Origin of the sequence: Sagittula sp. S175 (genome assembly GCF_049800975.1) — a bacterium.
Taxonomy (GTDB): Bacteria; Pseudomonadota; Alphaproteobacteria; order Rhodobacterales; family Rhodobacteraceae; genus Sagittula.
The window spans coordinates 17800-35134 of record NZ_JBNAGB010000034.1 but is presented as its reverse complement, the minus strand read 5'-3'; the positions used below and the strand labels follow the sequence as shown (position 1 = coordinate 35134).

Genomic DNA, 17335 nt, shown 5'->3' with positions numbered 1-17335 from the left:
CGAACGAGGCGATCGGCAGCGTCACCGCAGACGGTGCGTATGATACCCGCAAATGCCACGACGCCATCGCTGACCGCGGTGCCCATGCCGTCATCCCACCCCGCAAAAACGCTAAGTCGTGGAAGGCCGTCACCGCGGGTGCGGTGGCCAGAAACGAGGCCCTGCGAACTTCGAAATACCTCGGCCGCGCTATCTGGCGAAACTGGAGCGGATACCACCGCCGAAGCCGCGTCGAGACCAAGATGCACTGCGTTAAACTGCTGGGGCAGCGCCTCATGGCGCGGGACTTCGACCGACAGGTCGCTGAGCTTCAGGTCCGTATCGCCGTTCTGAACGGCTACACCGCCCTTGGCATCCCTGTCACAGAAGTCGTGGGATAAATCCGTCCGGGGAAAGGGGAACTCCGCTCAGAGACGGTTTTGTGCAACAGAGTCCCCTGGCTCCGGAACCAAGGAGGCGATCCGTGGCGGGCGAAAGCCCTGCGAAGCTATGTGCAGGACCTGGTTGATTTCCGTGGGATCAGGCTCGGGGTGATCTTCCTGACGGTCGCCGTACCGCCGTCATCGAACAAAAGCTGCAGGGCCACTTCGGCGACGCGATCGAAGGGGACGCGAACCGTCGTCAGTGGCACGGGCAGGCGGTTGACGATCGGGATGTCGTTGTAGCCGACCAATGAGATATCTTCAGGCACGGAAAGCCCGGCGCGGGCGATGGCGGACATGCTGCCGATGGCCGTGTTGTCGTTGATGGCAAAGATCGCGGTTGGTGGATGCGCCAGAGCCAGAAGGGTTTGCGCCGCCGTTTCACCGGACTCGATGCTGAAGGTCGAGGGCACGACAAGCTCGGGCGCGGCGTCGATCCCGGCTTCGGCGAGCGCCTGCCGATACCCGGCGAGCCGCCCCAGCGAACTGGTGGCATAGTCCGGTCCGGCAATGATTCCGATGCGGCGGTGGCCAAGGTCGATCAGGTGCCGCGTGGCCAGATAGCCTCCCAGCTGGTCGTCCCCCACAGAGGCTGCGCTGGCCCCGTTGTGGCGCAATGCGTAGACGAAGGGCACACCGCGGCCGCGCAATTCATCCCCGAAGTAATCGCCCTCGCGGGCGGTTGTCAGGATCAGGCCATCGACGCCCCGACGGATCAGCGCCTCGGCGGCCTTTCGGCTGGCCTCGGGGTTGTCGTCGGTTGTCGCCACGATCGCAAAGCGGCCCTTCCGGGCGGCGGCGGCACTGACCGCTTCGTAGAACATCGCCATGACGGTGTCCGTAAGACGCGGCACGATCACCCCGATCGTGCCCGTCGATCCGCGCCGCAGGTTGGCCGCAGACAGATCGCGGACATAGCCCAGTTTGCGGGCGATGTCCCGCACATGTCGTGCCTTGGCTGAGTCGTTGTTCGGAAGCCGTTCGTCCAGCATCCGGGAGACGGTGGATTTCGAAACGCCTGCTTCGCGCGCAACATCGTGAAGTGTCACCCGCGCCTTTGTTTTCATGGATGTTTCGCCGTCAGCCATGGGATCTCCTCCGACGCGGTCTGCGCCGATACCCAAAACTAGCACTTGACAGCCGTCTCTGGCAATGCATTTTTGGGAACGTTCCCGCAATCGTTCCCAAATGGGAGTTGCAGCGCGGGTCAGACAGTTTATTGAACGCATCTGGAGGAGTTTCCGACATGCAACCCATGGATATGCGCGGCCTGAATCCCGCACCCGTCACCGCCTTCAACAAGGACGGCTCGCTCGACATGGAAGCGAACGTGCGCATCGCAAAATGGCTGGCCAGCTTTGACCAGGTTAAATCGCTCGTCATCCTCGGCCACGCCGGTGAGGGCACCTTCCTGACGCCGGACGAGCGTCTGGAGCTGATCCGCGCCTACAAGGACGCAGTCGACATTCCGATCATCGCGGGCATCACCGGCGAAGGCACCAAGGTTGCCGCCGAAGAGGCCAAGCGGTCCTTTGATGCCGGCGCAACCGGCGCGCTGGTCTACCCGAACCACGGCTGGCTGCGCTTCGGCTTCCAGAAGGGCGCGCCGCAGGACCGCTACAAGGCGATCTACGAAGAGGGCGGCCTTCAGACGATCCTGTTCCAGTATCCCGATGCGACCAAGGCGTCCTACGATCTGGACACCCAGCTTGAGATCGCCGCGCAGCCGGGCTGCGTTGCCACCAAGAACGGCGTGCGCAACATGAAGCGCTGGTATGTCGAGATCCCCGAGCTGAAGAAAGCCCAGCCTGATCTGCAGGTCCTGTCCTGCCACGACGAATGGCTGCTGCCGACGATGTTCGACGTCGACGGTCTGCTGGTGGGTTACGGCAACATCGCGCCGGAACTGCTGATCGACCTGATCGCGGCAGGCAAGGCGCAGGACTACACCGCCGCCCGCAAGGTGTTCGAGCAACTTCTGCCTGTGACCCGCGCCGTCTATCACCGCGGCTCGCATATGGAGGGCACCGTGGCGCTCAAGATCGGTCTGCGCCATCGCGGCCTGCTGGATCACGCGACCATCCGCGAGCCGCTCAAGGATCTGGGCGAGGCCGCCGAGCGCGAGATCGAGGCCGCCTTTGACGCCGCCGGGATTGGCCGCGTCGACCTGGCAATGGCAGCCGAATAAGAGCAAACCGTTTGCCCCCGGTCCCGTGCCGGGGGCAGATTGGCCATAAGGGAGGAAACCATGTTCAACTTCACATTCAAAGGCCTGCGGCTGGCGGCCACCGCCACGGTCGGCGCCGCGATCCTGGCTACATCCGTAACCGCGCAGGATGTCCGCATCGGCGCGATGCGCGAAGGATCGTCTTGGTATGTCTTTGCCGCGACACTCGAACAGATCATCGAACCGATCCTTGGCGACAACTCGGTCGAGGTCATCGCGCGCGGCGGCGGCGTCGCCAACCCGATGGTCGTTCAGGGCGGCAAAGCTGAAATCGCCCTGTCCAACGTCGCCTCGGCCGTCTGGGCCGCAAACGGCGATGACGTCTATCAGGGCATGAAGGCCCCGGACATCCGCGCGCTCGTCGGCGGCCTGAACAACGTTTACGTCGGCGTGATGGCCAGCAAGAGCTTTGTCGACCAGATGGGCACCACGGACCTCGCGGCGATCATGGCTTCGGGCAAGCCGGTTCGCGTGCTGATGAAGCCGGTCGGGTCGTCCGCCGTTCCGGTCGCCGAGATGATCTTTGAAGGTCTCGGCACCTCGGCGGACCAGATCAAGGCCAATGGCGGCGACATCATCCAGGTCGATACCGGCCAGATCGCCGACCAGATGCGCAACGGCAATGCGGACATTTATATCGACACGATGATCAAGGGGCACCCGACGATCACCGAGGTCGCGCTGACCACCGATGTCGTCTTTCTCGACATCCCCGACGCGGCCATGGCGCTTCTGGAAAAGAACGGCCTGACACCGGGCAGCTACGGCCCCGAGTGGTACAAGGGCCAGACCGCCGCGACGTCCGGCGCCAACCTGGGCACTGTCCTGATCGCCAACGCCAGCCTGGACGAGGAAACTGCCTACCAGATCACCAAGGCGATCATCGAGAACGCCGAGGCGCTGAAGGGGTCGCATGGCGCATGGTCCCGCTTCGATCCGGCCAAGGCGATGCTGCCTGAGAACACCGGAATCGAGCTGCACCCCGGTGCCGCGCGCTACTATCGCGAAGCCGGCCTGATGTAATCCCCTTGACGTGGCCGCCCGGGCGGCCGCGTCCCCCTCGACGCGATGTGCCAACAGGAGGAGATCATGCGCGCCATGCTGTCCCGCAACCCCGCCCACGCCATCGCCTTTGCGATCGGCCTCGCCCTTGTCGTCTTTCAGGTCTGGCTGTTGCTCGAGGCGCAGCAACCTCTTCTGGAACGTCCCGTTCACCTGACTGCCGCGCTGGTCCTTTTGTTCCTTTACAAGCCTTTGAAGTCCGAAACCCTGCCACGCTGGCTGTGCGCCGGGATCGACGTCGTCCTGATCCTTGGTGCGCTTGCGGTGCTCGGCTACTACCTGACCGGGTTCGAGCGGCTGACCACGCGGATGGAGAACGTTTCGCCGATATTCACCACCGACATCGTCTTTGGCGGGCTCCTGGTCTTTCTGCTGCTCGAAGGGTCGCGCCGCGCGGTGGGCATGATCCTCGTCTGGGTGCTGCTGGCCTTCATCGCCTATGCGTTCTGGGGCAATATCCTGCCCGGATGGCTGCAATTCCGCGGCTTCGGCATCGAAGCGGCGACAGAGATCACCACCATGACCACGGCAGGTGTGCTGGGCATCACCACCTCGACCTCGGTCAGCTTCATCTTCTATTTCATCCTGTTTGGCGCGTTCTATTCGGCGGTAGGCGGTGGCCAGCTGTTCATCGACCTCGCCATCCGCGCCGCAGGACGCGCCACCGGCGGCACGGCCAAGGCCGCGATCATCGGTTCGTCGCTGATGGGGTCGATTTCCGGGTCCGCCGTAGCGAACGTGGTCTCCACCGGCGTCTTCACCATCCCGCTGATGAAAAAGACCGGCGTGCCGGATCACCGCGCCGCCGGGATCGAGGCCATCGCCTCCACCGGGGGGCAGTTGATGCCGCCGATCATGGGGGTTGCGGCCTTCATCATGGCAGAGCTTCTTGGCATGCCCTATGCGCAGATCGCTTTGGCGGGCCTGATCCCGGCGGTGGCTTTCTACCTTGCGTTGCTGCTGGTCGTCGACCTGACTGCGCGCCGGGACGGGGTCCGCGCGATGACCGCTGCCGAGATTGCCGAGATTCCGGCGCTTTTGCCGCGCCTGCACCTGATCCTGCCGCCCCTCGTGCTGATCGGGCTTCTGGTCAGCGGCTATTCGGCCGCCTATTCCGCCGTGTTGGCCTCGCTGACTTGCCTCCTTGTGCCATTCCTGCGCCGGACGACGTGGATTGGCCGCAAGGAAGTCTTCGAGGCCCTGCGCGATGCGCCGCGCCAAGCCGCCGAGGTCGCCGTGCCCATCGCTGCCATCGGCATCGTGATCGCCGTGGCCGTGCAATCCAACCTTGCGCTGAAATTCGCCGGATCGTTGCTGACGCTGTCCGAAGGATCGATCTACTTGTCACTGATGCTGGCCATGGTCGGCTGCATCGTGATGGGGATGGGGCTGCCGACGGTTGCCGCCTATATCATCGGCGCCGTGTTGTTCGTGCCTGCCATCCAGAAACTGGGGATCGAGCCGCTGGCCGCGCATTTCTTCATCTTCTACTACTGCGTGCTGTCGATGGTGACGCCGCCGGTGGCGCTGGCTTCGTTCGCGGCCGCCGCCGTGGGGCGGGCATCCACGGTCAAGACCTCGCTCTCTGCCTTTGGTCTGTCGCTGGTCGCCTTCTTCGTGCCCTTTGCCTTTGTCTTCGATCCCGGTGTACTGGCCCAAGGGTCGCTGGCCCGGATCAGCTTCAGTGCCTTGTCGCTGCTGGTCTCGACCGCGCTTTGGGCCGTCGCCTTTGGCGGTTGGGCGGGCAGGCCACTGGGCTGGGCCACGCGCTTGCCGATCGGGCTGGCCGGGTTGGTGGCCGTGATCGCTCCGTCCGGGTCGCTGCCCTGGCTGATCGCCCTGTGTGGGGGATGGCTGTTGACCATCGGTGTCGCCGTGCTGTCGCGGCGGGCCAAATCCACCGCGCTGGCGAACCCTGCGGAGTAATCCATGGCCACCCTGCACCGGCCCGAAGGTCGCATCGTCAAGACCTCTGACCGCGTGACAATCCGGCAGGTCACGGACCATCCGTCGATCCACCACCATCCCTTCTGTTTCGTGGATGCCTGGGATCAGGCGATGTCGTTCCTGCTGCTGATCTCGCACCGGACCGGTAAACCGCAGATCTATATCGAGCCGGTGCCGGGCGAGGCTCTGATCCAGTTGACCGATGAGCCCGATCTTGCGGAATGGTCGGTGATCCCAGCGCGCGACGGGCGCTGGGTCTACTATGTCGCCGGGCAGACAGGCAAACGCGTCAGCCCTCGCGACGGCACGATCGAGACCCTCGTGCATTTCGGTAGTCAGCAGATGCGCGAGGCCGGAATGGTGGGCGCCGCCATGGGCACCACGGCCCTCTCGGCCAGCGGACGCTTCTGGGCGGTTCCGGTGAAATCCGGTTCGGTCAGCCAGTTCTGGTTGATCGACACGCAGGCGCAAACGGCCGATGTCTTTCTTGAGGCTCCGACCATCGGTCACCCCCAGTTCTGTCCGGATGACGAGGACCTGATCTTGTACGCAGGCCCGATGACGGACCGCGTCTGGGTGACCGACCGAGCGGGCAATGCGCGACGGATCTTTCAGCGCGGCCACGACCTGCAGTGGATCACACACGAGGTTTGGCGTCCCGGGCACCGTTCGGTCCTGTTCGTCGACTGGCCCAAGGGGATGGGCGAGGTCGACGTAAACACAGGCGCGGTGCGGGCCGTCACCGATTTTCCGGTCTGGCACGGCGCGCCCGACGGCACCGGTCAGCAGCTTGTGTGCGATACGAATTTTCCCGACAGGGGCCTGCACGTTCTCGATCTGACCGGCCAGGGAGACCCGGTTTTCCTGACCGAACCGAAAGCAAGCTCGCAGGGCGCACATTGGGCGCACCCGTTTCCCTACAATGACGGGCCGATCAAGGTACACGCACCACAGCATACACACCCGCATCCCCGGTTTTCACCGGATGGGCGGCATGTGATCTACACCTCCGACGCCAGCGGCCATGCGCAGGTCTTCGTTCTGAGACGATGGTAGCGTCCACGCACGTGGTGTAATTTCAGCGCCGTCGACGGCGTAATACCGGGTGGCCATCGAGGTGTATGATCGAGGTGGAGTTTGGTGACTTCAACCACGGTTCACATGGAGACCCCGCCTCTCGGGACCATGCTCCGCATGGCCCTGCCGGCCAGTGGATGACCAAGACCAACATGGACCTGTCCGGGCTTATGGCCAAGCATGACTAGGGCGATTTCCTTCGCACTATCGCCGAGGCGGTGCTGCAGATGATCATGGAGGCCGACGTTGACGGCCTGATCCACTGCCCGGCAGGGTCTTTCCACAGGAAAGATCCCGAGAGGGGGGGCTGGGCACCACGAACGGAATGGTGAACGAACGACATGGCGGAACGGGTATCGAGAGCGCTCTCTCGATACCCGTCTGGGCACGCTGAACCTGCGCGTGTCGAAGCTGCGGCAAGGCAGCTATTTTCCTGGCTTCCTCGAGGCTCGGAAGACCTCCGAACAGGCGTTGGTGTCCGTGATCCAGGAAGCGTGGATCGGAGGCGTTTCCACCCGTCGCGTCGACGCGCTGGTGCAGGCGATGGGCCTGTCCGGAATCTCCAAGAGCACGGTGTCGAAGCTGTGCAAGGACATCCAATGCCCGGCAGCGGTTTGCGCAGCATAACCGCGAGAGGGGGACGAGCGGGTCGGCGAGTTCCTGACCCGCCCGCTGACCGGCGAATGGCCCTACGTCTGGCTCGACGCGACGTATCTCAAGGTCCGTCAGGGTGGGCGCATCGTGACGGTCGCGGCCATAATCGCAGTCGCCGTCAACACCGAGGGGCGCAGGGAACCGCGCCGGGTTTGCCGGAGGCTCCAACTCCTGAGTAGGATGGAGCATCATGAGCAAGACCACGAACAAGTTTTCCCCCGCAGTGCGTGAGCGCGCCGTGCGGATGGTTCTCGACAACGAGGGTCAACACGGTTCCCGCTGGCAGGCGATAACTTCGATTTCAGCGAAGATCGGCTGCTCGGCGAACACGCTGAACGACTGGGTCAAGAAGGCCGAGATCGACATCGGCAAGCGCGCAGGCGTCCCCAGCGATATGGCCGAGAGAATGAAGGCGCTGGAACGGGAGAACCGCGAGCTGCGCCAGGCCAACGAGATACTTCGGAAGGCTTCGGCTTATTTTGCGATGGCGGAGCTCGACCGCCGGTCGAAGTAATGGTGGATTTCATTGAGGCGCATCGCGATGCGCATGGGGTCGAGCCGATCTGCACGGTGCTGCCGATCGCCCCCTCCACCTACTATGATCATCTTGCGAAGCGGGCCAATCCGGCCCGGTTGTCGGACCGTGCCCGTCGTGATGCCGCCCTGCGGCCCGAGATCGAACGCGTCTGGGAGGAGAACTGGCGGGTCTACGGCGTCCGCAAGGTCTGGCGGCAGCTCGTCCGGGAGGGCTTCGATGTCGCGCGTTGCACGGTGGCAAGGCTGATGAAGGACATGGGCATCCGGGGCATCATCCGCGGCAAACCGCACCGGACAACGATCCCAGACAAAAAGGCCCCATGCCCGCTGGACAAGGTGAACCGCGAGTTTCGCGTGCCGGCGCCTAATATGCTCTGGGTCAGTGATTTCACCTACGTCGCGACTTGGAAGGGGTTCGTCTATGTCGCCTTCGTCATCGATGCCTATGCCCGCAAGATCGTCGGTTGGCGCGCCAGCACGTCAGCGCAGACAGGTTTCGTCCTGGATGCACTGGAGCAGGCGGTCCATGAGCGGAGGCCGAAAAAGGCCATGGGGCTGGTGCATCATAGCGACCGCGGTTCGCAATACCTGTCCATTCGCTACACCGAAAGGCTGGGCGAAGCTGGCATCGAACCTTCCGTTGGCAGTGTTGGCGACAGCTACGACAACGCGTTGGCCGAGACCATCAACGGCCTTTACAAGGCTGAGGTCATCCATCGCCGCGGCCCTTGGCGCAGCTTCGAGGCCGTCGAATACGCGACACTGGAATGGGTCGACTGGTTCAACAACCGCCGTCTTCTCGAGCCCATCGGGAACATCCCGCCAGCCGAGGCTGAGGCCAACTTCTACGCCGCTCTGGAAACTGAAGACATGGCCGCTTAACTAACGAAAATCAGCCTCCGGCAATCCCGGCGCGGTTCAAGGCCGACCGCCGCGTCGCGCTCGTTGTCCGAGAAGATCAAGCTGTCTCTCGAGATGATCCGCAGGATCAATGCTGCATGAGAAGTGCCGGCGGAGACCCGGAGCCAGCGCTGTGATCGGGAGCAATCACCTGAGAATGACGGCCGTCGCGTTGCCAGATCGGCCTGTGCAGTGGTGAAGGGTTGCAAAAGCCACGCCGTGTTTCAGAGCTTTTTCAAGGCCGCGTGCATTTCCGACATGAGCCGGTTCAATTCGGCCACGCGGTCGGCAGAGATGCCCGCAAAGGTCAGGTCGTAGATGGCCCGCGCCTCTGCCAGGGCGAGCTTGCGCAGGTGGTCACCCTTTTCGGTCAGGCAGACCTCGGTGACGCGGCCATCGGTCGGGCGGACGCGGGTGATGACCAGCTCGTCCTTTATCATACGCTGGATGACTTTGGTCGTGGTGTTCAACTTCTGGGCCGAAAATTCGGCGATCTCGGAGACGGATAGATACTGGTCCTCGTACAGGCTCATCATCGCGCGCCAGCGCGGGATGTCGATGCCGATATGCCGGATCCGGCGTTCCAGCGCATCCGAATAGGCTGAATTGATCTGGCTGATCCAGTAGAAGGGCCAGTCGGTCTTGTGATGTTTCGGGTCGTCGAAGGTCAAGGCCATGGGTCCGTTCGGAAAAAAAAAGGTCGCGGACAGAATAAAGCCAGACAGGGGATGATGGAACGTGAATTTGCCCGTTTCCGCGCCGATTTTGAAACGGTGGCGGATCAGCCGCGGCGCAGCGTCGAGGGCGATTGCCCGGTCCAGCCGCGCCACGCCCGCCAGAAGGCCGTTGGGTCAGTGTATCCCAGCGCCTGCGCCACCTGTCCGACGCGGGCGCCCGGTTGGGCCAGAAGCCGCGCGGCGCGGGCGTGCCGCAGCTCGTCCAGCAGGGCGCGCAGGCTGGTGCCTTCTGCGGCAAGCCGGCGTTGCAGGGTGCGCGGCCCCAGATGCAGTGCGGCGGCCACCCGGTCGAGCGTGATGGCCGACAGTCCCAGGTTGGCGTCGATCACGGCCCGGGCGGCTGAAGTGGTGTCGCGCAGCGGGGTCGCCTCGCCGATCAGGTCGCGGACGTGGCGTTCCAGCGTGGCCAGCAGGCCGGTATCCTCCTGCCGCAACACGCGGGTGGCATCGTCGCGCGCGATGATCAGGCGGTTGATCGGCTGAAGGTACTGGACCCGGGCGCGGAACTGCCGTTCCAGCGGCAGCGGATCGGCGGGGGCAGGGTGTTCGAAATGCACGTCGAGCGGGGCGAAGCGGGACGAGAAATTGTCGCGGATCACTTGCGTGACCGAGGCGAGCGAGAACTCGGCATCCTGGCGGCGCGGCCAGATCGCGTCATCGGCAATCCGGTAGGAGAACACAAAGCGGTCTGCGTCCTCGGTCCACTGGCTTTGCGTGCCGCCCTGCAGCGCGTTCACGTAGCGGGCGATGCGGGTCATGCCACGTTCGACATTGGCCGAAAGCGACAGGATGATGCCCACGGGCCCCATGTCGGCAGCCTTCAACGCGGCCCCGATGCGGGCACCCAGCAAGGGGTCTTCGGTCATCTCGGCGGCGGCTTCGAGGAACTCGACAAACAGCGGCAGGGCAATCGCGCCATAGGGGTCCGACAGCTGGTCCCGGGTGATGCCGAGACGGTTCAGAAGCGGCTGTGCCGACCGGTCCTGCGCCGAGAGTCGGTCGATCAGCGCGGCCAGGAACGACGCCCGGACCGAGGAAAAGGCGGTGCCCGGACGGTGTGCGGGCGAAGAGGAATATTTCGGTAAGTTTACCATTCTGTCGTAATGTATCGGATTTGTGACGCATCATGCAATGGATTCTAGCGGTATTCTGGCCGCACCCTGATGAAAAGGCGCAAGGCGGGGCGAGAGATGCAGCCCGTCGGCGCCCGGAACAGGGAGACCCAGATGCTGGACCGTGACAACTTTCTGCGTGCCGAAAACACGCGCCACCAGTTCCACCCGATGATCCATCCGATCATCAGTGGCGCGCATCCGCCGCAGATCATCATGCAGGGTGACGGCTGCTACGTGACGGACATCGACGGCAACCGGCTGGTGGACGGGTTGGGTGGCTTGTGGAACGTCAATGTCGGCCACAATCGCCCCGAGGTGAAGCGCGCGATCATCGAGCAGATGGATCGCATCAGCTACTATTCCTCCTTCGCCGGGACGGCCACCGCACCGTCGATCGAGCTGTCGGCAAAGATCTGCGAGATGGCCGCCGAGGAAGAGATCACCAAGGTGATGTTCTGCGCCAACGGCTCGGATGCGGTGGAAACCGCGCTGAAGCTGTCGCGGCAATATTGGCAGCTGGTCGGACAGCCAACCCGGACAAAGTTCCTGTCGCTGAAGCAGGGCTATCACGGGGTGCATTTTGGCGGCTTGTCCGTGAACGGCGCGCCCTATTACCGCAACGCCTACGAGCCACTTCTGGGCGGATGCTTCCAGATCGACAGCCCTTGGACCTATCGCAACCCTTATTCCGAAGACCCCGAGGTGCTGGCCGATGCCGTCATCACCCAGATCGAGCGAACCATCCTGGCGCAGGGACCGCAGACCGTCGCGGCCTTCATCGCCGAGCCGGTGCAGGGCGCCGGGGGCGTGATCGTGCCGCCCGGCAGTTTCTGGCCGAAACTGCGCGCGATTCTGGACAAATACGAGGTTCTGCTGATCTCGGACGAAGTGGTGACGGGCTTTGGCCGGTCGGGCGCGATGTTCGGTGCGCGCGGTTGGGGCGTGAAACCTGACATGATGTGCCTCGCCAAGGGGATTTCGTCCGGCTACGTGCCGCTGGGCGCAACGGCACTGAACAAGCGGGTGGCGGATGCCTGGTATCAGGGTTTCAGCGAGCAGGGCATCATCATGCACGGCTATACCGCGACCGGACATCCGGTGGGCTGCGCCGCGGCCCTGGCCTGCCTCGAGATCGTCGAGGACGAGGATTTGCCCGGCAATGCGGCACGCATGGGCGCGCGGTTGCTGGAAGGCCTGAAACCGCTTGAGCAGAGCTGCTCGATCGTGGGCGAGGTGCGGGGGAAGGGGCTGATGGTCGGCCTGGACTTCGTATCGGACAAGGCGGCACGCACGCCGATGGACCCGGGCGCCGGGATCGTGGAACGCATCGCCGCCTATGCCCGCGAGGAAGGGGCCATCGTGCGCCCGGCGGGATCGGTCATCATCCTGTCGCCGCCGCTGGTCATCGAGGCGCCCGAGATCGACATCATCGTGAACGCTCTGGTCCGGGCCTGCGCCCGGTATGACGCGGAGCAGTAAGGTGCCCGGAGTCATGCCCCGAAACAGCTTTCGCTTTGGTCCGCTGCCTGCCCGTGTCCTGTTCGGCGCTGGCACCCGCGCGGCCCTGGCCGAGGAGGCGCGGGCGGCGGGCATCCACCGCGCACTGGTGCTGAGCACACCGCAGCAGGCGGGTCTGGCGGAAACGGTCGCGCAGGGCTTGGGCGACATGGCGGCGGGCCTGTTCAGCGGGGCCGCGATGCACACGCCGGTCGATGTGACCCTGACCGCGCTGGAGGCGCTGACGGACGCGGGCGCGGACGGGGTGATCGCGGTCGGCGGCGGATCCACCATCGGGCTGGCCAAGGCGCTGGCCGCGCGCACCGGCGTGGTGCAGGTGGTCCTTCCCACGACCTATGCCGGGTCCGAGATGACTCCGATCCTGGGCGAGACGGAAAACGGCCAGAAAACCACGCGCTCGGGCCCGGAGATCCAGCCCGAAGTGGTGATCTACGACGTGGACCTGACGCTGTCCCTGCCGGTCGCGATGAGCGTGACCTCGGGCATCAATGCAATCGCCCACGCGGTCGAGGCGCTCTATGCCACCAACGGCAATCCCGTGATCGACGCGCTGGCGCTGGAGGGCATCGGCGCGCTGGTCGGGACGCTGCCCGCCATCGTGGCGGACCCGACGGGCGTCGCCGGGCGCGAGCGGGCGCTTTATGGTGCGTGGCTGTGCGGCACCTGCCTCGGCTCGGTTGGAATGGCGCTGCATCACAAGCTCTGTCACGTGCTGGGCGGCAGTTTCGGCTTGCCCCATGCCGAAACGCATACGGTCGTTCTGCCGCATGCGCTGGCCTACAATGCGCCCGCCGTGCCGGGAGTGATTGCGGCGCTGGCGCCGATCCTGGGCGATGATCCTGCGGCTGGCTTGCAGGTTCTGGCGCAGCGCCTTGGCGCGCCACACAGCCTGCGCGACCTGGGCCTGGCAGAGGATGCCATCGACCGCGCCACGGCGCTGGCCATGCAGGCCCGCTACCCCAATCCGCGCGCGCTGGAAGAAACCGCCGTTCGCGCCATGCTGGCGCGGGCCTGGGCCGGAGAGGCCCCCCTCAGCGAACCTATAAGCGAAACAGCGATCAGCGAGGTGATGGCATGACGCGGTATTTCTCGGAAACGGCGTCGGTCGAGGCGGTCAACGGACGAATGTCGCCCGAGGCCGAAACACGGCTGACCGAGGTCATGGCCTCGCTGGTCCGGCACCTGCACGCCTTCGTCAAGGACGTGACCCTGACCGAGGCCGAATGGGAAACCGCCATCGCCTTTCTGACCCGGACCGGGCAGATGTGTTCCGACACGCGGCAGGAGTTCATCCTGCTGTCCGACGTGCTGGGCGTTTCGATGCTGGTGGACGCGGTCAACAACCGCAAGCCCGCAGGGTCCACGCCGTCGACCGTCTTTGGCCCGTTCCATGTGGATGGCGTACCCGAGCGGTCGATGGGGTCCGTGATCTCGCTGGACGGGGTAGGGGAGCCATGCCTCTTCGAGGGGCGCGTGGTCGACTTGGACGGCCGCCCGATCAGCGACGCACTGGTCGATGTCTGGTCGGACAATGCCGATGGATTCTACGACGTGCAGCAGCCCGACATCCAGCCGCAACACAACAATCGCGGCGTGTTCCGCACCGGGGCCGACGGGCGCTACTGGTTCACCGGGATCAAGCCGGTCAGCTATCCGATCCCCGATGACGGGCCGGTGGGCGAGATGCTGGGCCACCTTGGGCGCCACCCCTATCGCCCGGCACACATGCACTTTCTCGTCACGGCACCGGGACATCAAAGGCTGATCACCCACACCTTTGTCGCGGGCGATGCCTATCTGGACAGCGACGCGGTCTTTGGCGTGAAGGCGCCCTTGATCGTCGAATTCGAGCGCCGCGAGGGCGCCGGGGACGAGCCGCTGTGGCGGGCGGCCTATGACTTCGTGCTGCCACCCGTCGAGGCCGTGACCGACACCCGGCAACGGGCCGCACTGGATGCCAAAAAATCCGGCAACCGGGGCGAAGCAAAGCATTAATAGTAAATATGACGTGAATAATCACGCAAATAAAGTAAGCTCACACAGCGAACAGGGAGCAAGACCATGAAGATTCTTCTCAAAGCCAGCACTGTTGCCATGCTTGCCGCCATGCCCTTGGCGGCGCAGGCCGATTACCCGGAAAAGCCGGTGGAATTCATCGTTCCGTGGCCGCCGGGTGACCTGGAGGACATCCTGACCCGGATGATCGCCGACAAGTTTCAGGAAACCTACGGAGTCCCGGCGGCGGTGGTGAACAAGCCCGGCGGCGGCGGCGGGCCGTTTCCCGGCGCGGTCGAAGTGGCGATGGCCCCCGCCGACGGCTATACGGTCGGCTCCTTCGTGATCGACGTGCCGATGGTCGGCCCCTATATCGGCATCCCGCCGCTGGAGGGCAATCCGTTCGAGCCGGTCGGCATCTTCCTGTCCTATCCCTTCGTGCTGGCCGCGCCCAAGGACGCACCCTACAAGACGATGCAGGAACTTGCGGTCTATGCGCGCGAGAACTCCGTGACGCTGGGCCATTTCGGCGAAGTCACCAGCCCCGCGCGGCACACGAAGGCCATGGCCAAGGCGCTGGATTTCGAGTTCGGCTCGGACGCGGCCTTTGACGCGCTGGACTGCAACACGCTGGCCTCGGGGGATGCGGATGTCATCAACACGACGCTGCAGCTGATCCGGCCCTGCCTGGACGACCTGACCATCCTGATGGCCGACACCAACAGCCGGATCCCGGTGCTGCCGGATGTGCCGACGGCGGGCGAGATCGTGCCGGAGCTGGATTTCTCGACCTGGAACGGGTTGTTCGTCCACAAGGACACCCCGCAGGAGGCGCGCGACGCCATCGCCGCCGTCGCGCGCGAGGTCATCGCCTCGGACGCGGCAAGGCAGGTGTCGATGGACACGGGGGCCGAGATCTACTGGCTCGATACCGCGCAGTCCGAAGCGCAGATGACCAAGGACGCGGCGACGCTGGAGCGTATCGCCGGGTTCCTGGGCGAGTGAAGCCGCGCGGAGAGGGCGCGCGCGATCCCGCGCCCCCCTCTCCGCCGCCTTCGGGACAAATCCATGAAACAGGTGTTTTCATTCCTCGCGATGTTCCGTCGCGACCGGAGACCGGGTGACCTGGTCTTTGCGGTCGGGTTCTTCGTGTTTGCCGTCGCGGTGGTTCTGGTGCTGCCGCAACAAGCCACGTTCCTGCCGGGTCGCGCCCTGATCACGCAACCGGGCTTCTGGCCCGCCATCGGGGCCGCCATGATGCTGCTCTTCGGCGCGGTTCACCTGCTGGGCACACTCAATGCCCCGCGCCTGCCCGGACGCCTGCGCGAGGTCATGGTCTGGGCCCGGTCGCTGGAATTCGTTGTCTGGTTCATCCTCTACGTCCTTGCCGTGCCCCGGCTGGGCTACCTGCCCTCGACCGTGCTGCTGGCGGTCCTGCTGGGCGCGCGGCTGGGCTACCGGTCGCCCCGGACACTGGCGGCGTCGGTGCTGTTCGCGGTGGCTGTGGTGCTGGTGTTCCGCACCGGGCTGGGCGTGCATGTCCCCGCGGGCGAGATCTACAGCCACCTGCCGGACGCCATCCGCACCTTTGCCATGACCCATTTCTGAGGACAGACGATGCTTGCAACGCTTTCCCTTGCCGTCGAACACCTGCTGCACTGGCAGGTCATCGTCGCGCTGCTGATCGGGTCGATCGGCGGTGTCATCATCGGCGCCATTCCCGGTGTCGGCCCGGCGGTGGCCATCGCCATCCTGCTGCCCGCGACCTTTTCCATGGAGCCGCTGGTCGGGCTGACGCTGCTGCTCGGGATATACGGGTCTTCGATGTATGGCGGGTCGCTGCCCGCGATCCTCATCAACACTCCCGGCACGGCGGTCAACGCACTGACCACATACGACGGCTACCCGATGAGCCGGCGCGGAGAGGCGCTGAGGGCGCTTGGGCTGGCCTATGGCGCGAGCTTCTTCTCGGCCATCTTCTCGATCCTGGTGCTGATCCTGCTGGCGCCGGTGCTGGCGCGGGTCGCGCCGATGTTCGGCTCGCGCGAGATCTTCCTGGCGGCGCTGCTGGGCATCGTGCTGGTGATCGTGGCGCACAAGGGCCAGATGGCCGCCGCAGGCATGATGGCGGGGTTCGGCATCCTGCTGCAAAGCGTCGGGATGGAGCCGGTCACCTACACCATGCGCTACACCTTCGGGCTGGACTGGCTGACCTCGGGGCTGGACCTGATCGTCGTGGTGCTGGGCCTGTTCGCCATCTCGCAGGCCTTCGTGCTGATGGTCGAACCCGAAAGCGCGCCGGATGCGCAGCCCGTCACCGGGTCCATGGCGCGCGCGATCGGCGAGGTGTTGCGGTTCAAGCGCGTGGCCCTGACCGGATCAAGCTACGGGGTGCTGATGGGGATGATCCCCGGCGTGGGCGAATTCACCGCGCAGTTCCTCAGCTACACCACCGCGCGGCGGTTTTCAAAGGACCCCGACATGTTCGGCAAGGGCAGCCCCGAGGGGCTGGTCGCCTCCGAAAGCGCCAACAATGCCGTGCCCGCCGCCGCGATGATCCCGCTGCTGGCGCTGGGTATCCCCGGCGAGGCGCTGACCGCCATGATGCTGTCGGTCTTCTATGTCCACAACGTGGTGCCGGGGCCGAACCTGTTCCAGAACGAGCTGGATTTCGTCTACGCGCTCTACCTCGCGCTGATCCTGCTCAACATCATCGTCATCCTGTGGATGCTGGTGTCGTCCAACCTGCTGATCCACCTGATCCGGGTGCCGACGCGGTTCCTGGGCATGGGCACGATGATCCTGAGCTTTGTCGGCATCTACTCGCTGCGCAATTCGGCGGTGGATTGCCTTGTCGCGGCGGGGTTCGGGGTGTTCGGCCTGATCGTCAAGCGGCTGAACCTGCCGGTGGTGCCGATCATCCTTGGAATGGTCCTGGGCAACATCATGGAGGTGAAGCTGCGCGCCTCGGCGGCACGGATCGAGGGGCCTCTGGATTTCGTCAGCCGCCCGATCTCGGCGCTGCTGGTCGTGGCCATCGTGCTGATCGTCATCCAGGCAGTGCGCGGCACGATCCGCGACTGGCCCGATGCGGGGTCGGACGACGCGGGCCATTCGCAACAACCCACCACCTGACGACCAAGG

15 protein-coding genes, 1 pseudogene and 1 other annotated feature are annotated in these 17335 nt (G+C 64.8%); of the genes and pseudogenes, 13 read left to right on the top strand and 3 right to left on the bottom strand.

Going from position 1 to position 17335, the window contains the following annotated elements; translation table 11 throughout:
- The coding region (locus tag ACP16H_RS24560; protein ID WP_425070187.1) for a transposase at positions 1 to 380 on the top strand (380 nt) is incomplete at its 5' end.
- Between the two features lie 107 nt (positions 381 to 487).
- Here the strand turns inward: ACP16H_RS24560 and ACP16H_RS24555 are convergent.
- The gene (locus tag ACP16H_RS24555; protein ID WP_425074818.1) at positions 488 to 1510 is read right to left on the bottom strand and encodes a LacI family DNA-binding transcriptional regulator; all 1023 of its coding nucleotides are present in this window, start codon (positions 1508 to 1510) and stop codon (positions 488 to 490) included.
- Between the two features lie 158 nt (positions 1511 to 1668).
- On the opposite strand from ACP16H_RS24555, the gene ACP16H_RS24550 reads away from it, so the two are divergent.
- The 6 genes and pseudogenes from ACP16H_RS24550 (at position 1669) to ACP16H_RS24525 (ending at position 8808) form a co-directional block, all read left to right on the top strand.
- Positions 1669 to 2610: a dihydrodipicolinate synthase family protein gene (locus ACP16H_RS24550; protein WP_425074817.1), complete on the top strand. Its 942-nt coding sequence runs from the start codon at positions 1669 to 1671 to the stop codon at positions 2608 to 2610.
- Between the two features lie 60 nt (positions 2611 to 2670).
- Complete coding sequence (locus ACP16H_RS24545) at positions 2671 to 3672, top strand: TAXI family TRAP transporter solute-binding subunit (RefSeq protein ID WP_425074816.1); 1002 nt, start codon at positions 2671 to 2673, stop codon at positions 3670 to 3672.
- Between the two features lie 66 nt (positions 3673 to 3738).
- Entirely contained in the window at positions 3739 to 5637 is a 1899-nt protein-coding gene (locus ACP16H_RS24540; protein ID WP_425074815.1) for a TRAP transporter permease, read from the top strand.
- 3 nt (positions 5638 to 5640) lie between these two features.
- Positions 5641 to 6714: a TolB family protein gene (locus tag ACP16H_RS24535; protein WP_425074814.1), complete on the top strand. Its 1074-nt coding sequence runs from the start codon at positions 5641 to 5643 to the stop codon at positions 6712 to 6714.
- Positions 6715 to 6962: 248 nt separating this feature from the next.
- Positions 6963 to 7530: pseudogene (locus ACP16H_RS24530) on the top strand (transposase); the annotation flags it as partial.
- Positions 7531 to 7579: 49 nt separating this feature from the next.
- A protein-coding gene (locus tag ACP16H_RS24525; RefSeq protein WP_425074813.1) for an IS3 family transposase occupies positions 7580 to 8808 on the top strand; the annotation gives its coding sequence in 2 pieces (ribosomal slippage) (positions 7580 to 7868 and positions 7868 to 8808; 1230 coding nt in all).
- Positions 7861 to 7977, top strand: a sequence feature (AL1L pseudoknot). Its footprint overlaps the gene before it by 117 nt.
- A 242-nt stretch (positions 8809 to 9050) precedes the next feature.
- Here the strand turns inward: ACP16H_RS24525 and ACP16H_RS24520 are convergent.
- Entirely contained in the window at positions 9051 to 9503 is a 453-nt protein-coding gene (locus ACP16H_RS24520; RefSeq protein WP_425074812.1) for a MarR family winged helix-turn-helix transcriptional regulator, read from the bottom strand.
- Positions 9504 to 9607: 104 nt separating this feature from the next.
- Positions 9608 to 10657 carry an AraC family transcriptional regulator gene (locus ACP16H_RS24515; protein WP_425074811.1) on the bottom strand — a complete coding sequence of 350 codons (1050 nt, stop codon included), beginning with the start codon at positions 10655 to 10657 and terminating at the stop codon, positions 9608 to 9610.
- Positions 10658 to 10789: 132 nt separating this feature from the next.
- Here ACP16H_RS24515 and ACP16H_RS24510 point away from each other — a divergent pair, with 132 nt between their 5' ends.
- The 6 genes from ACP16H_RS24510 to ACP16H_RS24485 all read left to right on the top strand — a co-directional run bounded on the left by ACP16H_RS24510 (position 10790) and on the right by ACP16H_RS24485 (position 17326).
- A complete protein-coding gene (locus ACP16H_RS24510; protein ID WP_425074810.1) occupies positions 10790 to 12157 on the top strand; it encodes an aminotransferase class III-fold pyridoxal phosphate-dependent enzyme in 1368 nt (455 codons plus the stop codon).
- Between the two features lie 13 nt (positions 12158 to 12170).
- Positions 12171 to 13274, top strand: a complete 1104-nt coding sequence (locus ACP16H_RS24505; protein ID WP_425074809.1) for a maleylacetate reductase — start codon at positions 12171 to 12173, stop codon at positions 13272 to 13274.
- Positions 13271 to 14191 carry an intradiol ring-cleavage dioxygenase gene (locus ACP16H_RS24500; protein ID WP_425074808.1) on the top strand — a complete coding sequence of 307 codons (921 nt, stop codon included), beginning with the start codon at positions 13271 to 13273 and terminating at the stop codon, positions 14189 to 14191. Before ACP16H_RS24505 ends, ACP16H_RS24500 begins: the two co-directional genes overlap by 4 nt.
- Positions 14192 to 14257: 66 nt before the next feature.
- Positions 14258 to 15196: a tripartite tricarboxylate transporter substrate binding protein gene (locus ACP16H_RS24495; protein WP_425074807.1), complete on the top strand. Its 939-nt coding sequence runs from the start codon at positions 14258 to 14260 to the stop codon at positions 15194 to 15196.
- Positions 15197 to 15259: 63 nt separating this feature from the next.
- On the top strand, positions 15260 to 15799 hold the full coding sequence (locus ACP16H_RS24490) for a tripartite tricarboxylate transporter TctB family protein (protein ID WP_425074806.1): 540 nt from the start codon (positions 15260 to 15262) through the stop codon (positions 15797 to 15799).
- Between the two features lie 9 nt (positions 15800 to 15808).
- Entirely contained in the window at positions 15809 to 17326 is a 1518-nt protein-coding gene (locus ACP16H_RS24485; protein ID WP_425074805.1) for a tripartite tricarboxylate transporter permease, read from the top strand.
- Positions 17327 to 17335: the final 9 nt, after the last annotated feature.

Excerpts from the sequence above, each read along its gene's own strand:
- ACP16H_RS24555 (WP_425074818.1), bottom strand. The coding sequence starts at position 1,510 with ATGGCTGACGGCGAAACATCCATGAAAACAAAGGCGCGGGTGACACTT.
- ACP16H_RS24550 (WP_425074817.1), top strand. The coding sequence starts at position 1,669 with ATGCAACCCATGGATATGCGCGGCCTGAATCCCGCACCCGTCACCGCC.
- ACP16H_RS24545 (WP_425074816.1), top strand. The coding sequence starts at position 2,671 with ATGTTCAACTTCACATTCAAAGGCCTGCGGCTGGCGGCCACCGCCACG.
- ACP16H_RS24540 (WP_425074815.1), top strand. The coding sequence starts at position 3,739 with ATGCGCGCCATGCTGTCCCGCAACCCCGCCCACGCCATCGCCTTTGCG.
- ACP16H_RS24535 (WP_425074814.1), top strand. The coding sequence starts at position 5,641 with ATGGCCACCCTGCACCGGCCCGAAGGTCGCATCGTCAAGACCTCTGAC.
- ACP16H_RS24520 (WP_425074812.1), bottom strand. The coding sequence starts at position 9,503 with ATGGCCTTGACCTTCGACGACCCGAAACATCACAAGACCGACTGGCCC.
- ACP16H_RS24515 (WP_425074811.1), bottom strand. The coding sequence starts at position 10,657 with ATGGTAAACTTACCGAAATATTCCTCTTCGCCCGCACACCGTCCGGGC.
- ACP16H_RS24510 (WP_425074810.1), top strand. The coding sequence starts at position 10,790 with ATGCTGGACCGTGACAACTTTCTGCGTGCCGAAAACACGCGCCACCAG.
- ACP16H_RS24505 (WP_425074809.1), top strand. The coding sequence starts at position 12,171 with ATGCCCCGAAACAGCTTTCGCTTTGGTCCGCTGCCTGCCCGTGTCCTG.
- ACP16H_RS24500 (WP_425074808.1), top strand. The coding sequence starts at position 13,271 with ATGACGCGGTATTTCTCGGAAACGGCGTCGGTCGAGGCGGTCAACGGA.
- ACP16H_RS24495 (WP_425074807.1), top strand. The coding sequence starts at position 14,258 with ATGAAGATTCTTCTCAAAGCCAGCACTGTTGCCATGCTTGCCGCCATG.
- ACP16H_RS24490 (WP_425074806.1), top strand. The coding sequence starts at position 15,260 with ATGAAACAGGTGTTTTCATTCCTCGCGATGTTCCGTCGCGACCGGAGA.
- ACP16H_RS24485 (WP_425074805.1), top strand. The coding sequence starts at position 15,809 with ATGCTTGCAACGCTTTCCCTTGCCGTCGAACACCTGCTGCACTGGCAG.